Origin of the sequence: Bacillus sp. JJ1503, assembly GCF_036965125.1 — a bacterium.
Lineage (GTDB): Bacteria > Bacillota > Bacilli > Bacillales > Cytobacillaceae > Cytobacillus.
Genome location: NZ_JBALOZ010000123.1, coordinates 1 through 3,887, shown reverse-complemented (window position 1 = coordinate 3,887; position 3,887 = coordinate 1). Strand labels below are relative to the sequence as shown.

Below are 3,887 nucleotides of genomic sequence, written 5' to 3'. Positions count from 1 at the left end.
TAAGGGAATTGGAATATCACGATATCATACCTCAACTTAACAAATTGTACTAATTAAAATAACCCAATTCCTTATTAAGAAATTTGGGTTATTTTACTGTTTATAGGAAATATCTCTATACCATATTTTTTATTTACCTATATGAATCATGAATAGGATGGAACAAATCTTCCATTGCATTTCTGACAACTGAAAAGTGTTCCACATTGTAATGACCATGAAGTGTTTCATTATGATGCTTGATAATTTGTTCTGCACTTAAAGCACGGCTGTCTGTTGTTGAATGTCCATCACCTACTAATGTGACATCCAAACCACTAATAGTGGCTGTTCTGACCGCACTGTCTATACAGTGTTGGGTTTTACACCCCATCATGACAACGTGCTCAATCTTTTGAGATTTTAGGTGATTCAGTAGTCCTGTTCCATGAAAAGAATTCGTTGAAGTTTTATCAAAAATCTTTGAATCCGTAGGCACATTAATTTCTTCGTGAACCTGAAATCCTTTACCTTTCCCTTCGGCAACATCTAAATCCCTTACAAAGACAACTGGAACACTGGATTTTTTTGCTTTTTCAATTACTAAATTGATATTCCTAATAAGTTGATCTTTATTAAAAACTGCACTTTCTTCTTGATTTCCCTCAATTAACTCTTGTTGGGCATCAATAATTAACAATGTTTGTTTCAAATGATTTTCCCCTTTCAATTGTGGGGAAACGCTATTTTAAATTTATTTAGACGTATTCCCCTTAGAATTAATCACGCCAAAATAATTTTTGTTTGCCATAATATCTACCCCCTAAATTAAATATTGCCTATTTTTTGTCTGAATCTTCAGACGGTTAAATCATAACACAATATCTTTCAAAATAATACTTTAATAATTGTGCTGTGTATTTAATAAGTTCATTTCAGTAAACTGCCCTTTCCTTTAGTCAAAAAAGACAGCCATAGTGACGATCTCATTGTTGTGTTAACGTACCCTTTAGCCTTCCATGAATCAGAAATCCACCACAGAGAATGAAAGATAATTATGTTCTTTAATAGTAGTTTAATAAGGACAGAGCCCAAGAAAATCTTTTGCATACACTTACTTATTTATCTTACTATTGTTAAGTCTTCCCTATTCTCACTAATAGGAATGTTTATGACATCACATTTCTTTACAGATGCACGTTTCAAAGACTTCATGGATGTTATTAGTAATTCTACTTTCGTTTCTTCCCCCTGCAGTTCTGCTTCTACACTTCCATCTTCTAAATTTTTTACCCACCCTGTTAAGTTCAATCTTTGAGCCATAGTAAATAATTCCAAACGGAATCCTACTTTTTGAACTCTCCCAGAAAAGATAACTTTTTTTCTTACTATATTGCTTGAATCAAATTCGGGAATATTAATACTATTGGCATGCCAAATAACGTAAGCATCTCTTAATCTTTTAAATGCATTCATTCTTTTTATCCCCTTTTTTAAAGTATTATGATAAATTTCTTTCTTCAACTAACCACCCAATTCGTATTATATGGTCACCAAATGGCCGCTAGTTCTTCCTTCATTAACCTGCACCGGTTACTTTAAGTAAAAAATGCGCTCCTCGTTATTGAAAAGCATTGCACCCGATAGTAAAACAAGAAAAGTTGCTAACCAAAACCTTAAAATAATTTATTGGCAAACTCCCAAAGGATTATCGTCAGGATCATAGAAAGTAAAAAATTTAGTCGTTCCTTCTCCACTAATTAGATTTACTTTTACATTCTTCTCAAGTAAAAATTTATAAGTTTCTTCTATATCGTGAGGAATAAAATTATAATATTTCCCTACACCGAAATTATTATCTGGAAACTTCATTGGTTTATGATTTAGAGTTTTAACAAGACATACTACTGTTTGAGATTGTTCTCCAATCTTCATTACAGCAGCTTCTTTTTCAATGTAAATTAATTTAAACCCAAGAATCTCTTCATACCATTTTGCCGACAATTCAGGGTCTTTAACGGGAATAAATACTCCTTCCATACCTATTAAAATTGGTTTTGTCATATTATTTATCTCCTTATGGGTTCTTATTATTTTCACAATTCGGTAAATAATATGAAAAACCTTCATTGAATTTCTTAATTACAGGAATGCTGCTCGTTATTTTAAGTACAAACCTTCGTAAGTTACTGTCAAGCTGTTGCGGCACTAACATATAAAAAGTTGACTCTAGGAGCCCGTAAATGCGCACATGAGTCAACTTTTCATATCAAAGCTATAAATCTTGTCTATTTAACAAACTTATACATTAAAACATCGTCTACATATTCATCATCGCGAAACTTAAACTCTCTTACTTTGCGCCCTTCCTCGACAAACCCTAGCTTTTTATATAGCTCTATGGCTCTTGAATTCGTGGAGAACGTCCCTAATGAAACTTTTTCGATCACTGGATGCTGCGCTACCCATGAGAGGATCTCATTGATCAAAAGCTTACCGATCCCCTTATTTCGATAGTCTTTCTGAAGCATGATGGCGATGGATCCTGTGTGATGCATCCTTTGTCTCTCTTGTGACTGAAACACGATCCAACCTACTACTCTTCCATTCATTTCTGCAACAAACATCGTTTCTCTTTCATGCTCAATGATCTTTGTGATCCATTCTTTATGCTCTTCCACCGTCTTATTGAACTCTTCTGAAACCGCTATAAAATAGTCCTTTTCATTAATGACCTCACGGTGAATATCAAGGATGGCTTCAGCATCTTCTATTCGAACCGTCCGAATCATAGCTTTGTCGTCTTGTTTTGATGACATGCTTTTCCCCCTCTATCTTTATAATAAAAAAAGAGCCTCTTTACTTTAAATACTTTTTCTTCAAATTCCAACTATATTTTAACATAAAAATCCAGTTATCTTTGTGTCTGTTCATTCACTGTATGACCCTTAACACAAAGAAAGAGCGCAATTGTTACTACAGATAAAAATTCACTCATTCTTGCACGATAATCGGTTCTGGAACTAATCTACTTAGTCAATACAACAAGAAAAAGCTGCCAATTGGCAGCTCTGTTTCCCTAAACCCGCAAGCTATCTGCAGATTGTGTCCCAAGAATAAACTATTATTTGAACGATCAGACAAAAACCTTACCTAGTTTCTACGTGATTATGGCAAAATCGCGAAAGAACGTACTGGAAATCCAGATGCCTTTTCGGGCTTTGGACTAATATTGAAGATGACCGCCCCTTTTGCTGGTACTTTATCCAAGTTTGTTAATAATTCCACTTGAAACGTATCTTGCTCCAGCACATAGTATTCGCCAATGAGTGATCCATTTTTGCGGACATCGATCGCTGCATCTGTATCAAACGTTTCATGTCCAACAGCCTTAATCTGTCTTTCTTCAAATAAAAACTTTAAGGCTTCAATTCCCCAACCAGGGCTGTGGCTATTTCCCTCTTCATCTTTATTTTCGAATGCCTCCTTGTTCGGCCAGCGATGACTCCAGTCTGTACGCAAGGCGACAAATGTACCTGCTTCTATTCTTCCATGCTCTGCTTCAAAGTTTAGGATGTCCTCTACAGATAAGATAAAGTCATGATTTTCTTCTGTTTCCTTCGACTTATCAATTACAACAAGAGGCAGAACTAGTTCCTTTAACTCTAACTCATCCAAGAAACGCTTGTTGCGAACGAAATGAATGGGTGCATCAATATGTGTTCCATATTGTCCGGGAAAATTAAAACGTTGTGCAAAAAAGCCATCATCATGAGTGAAAAGTGTTTTAAACTCCGCATCTTCAAAAGCTGCAAAATGAGGAGAATCCGGGCCAAACGTATGTGTGAGATCCACCCATTCCTTACTTTGCAAAACTTCAATCGCCTTCACTAATGCTTATCTATCAA

At 35.1% G+C, this 3,887-nt stretch carries 5 protein-coding genes; all 5 read right to left on the bottom strand.

Translation table 11 applies throughout. The features are described 5' to 3' along the window. Window positions 1–133 precede the first annotated feature (133 nt). The 5 genes from V7149_RS10765 to V7149_RS10745 all read right to left on the bottom strand — a co-directional run bounded on the left by V7149_RS10765 (window position 134) and on the right by V7149_RS10745 (window position 3,870). On the bottom strand, window positions 134–691 hold the full coding sequence (locus V7149_RS10765) for a cysteine hydrolase family protein (protein ID WP_335345628.1): 558 nt from the start codon (window positions 689–691) through the stop codon (window positions 134–136). Window positions 692–1,101: 410 nt separating this feature from the next. After that, on the bottom strand, window positions 1,102–1,503 hold the full coding sequence (locus V7149_RS10760; RefSeq protein WP_335345627.1) for an acylphosphatase: 402 nt from the start codon (window positions 1,501–1,503) through the stop codon (window positions 1,102–1,104). Window positions 1,504–1,665: 162 nt separating this feature from the next. Continuing rightward, entirely contained in the window at window positions 1,666–2,043 is a 378-nt protein-coding gene (locus tag V7149_RS10755; protein WP_335345626.1) for a VOC family protein, read from the bottom strand. A 224-nt stretch (window positions 2,044–2,267) separates the two neighbouring features. After that, window positions 2,268–2,798: a GNAT family N-acetyltransferase gene (locus V7149_RS10750; protein WP_335345625.1), complete on the bottom strand. Its 531-nt coding sequence runs from the start codon at window positions 2,796–2,798 to the stop codon at window positions 2,268–2,270. A gap of 349 nt (window positions 2,799–3,147) precedes the next feature. Further along, the gene (locus V7149_RS10745; protein WP_335345624.1) at window positions 3,148–3,870 is read right to left on the bottom strand and encodes a cyclase family protein; all 723 of its coding nucleotides are present in this window, start codon (window positions 3,868–3,870) and stop codon (window positions 3,148–3,150) included. Between the last annotated feature and the right edge of the window lie 17 nt (window positions 3,871–3,887).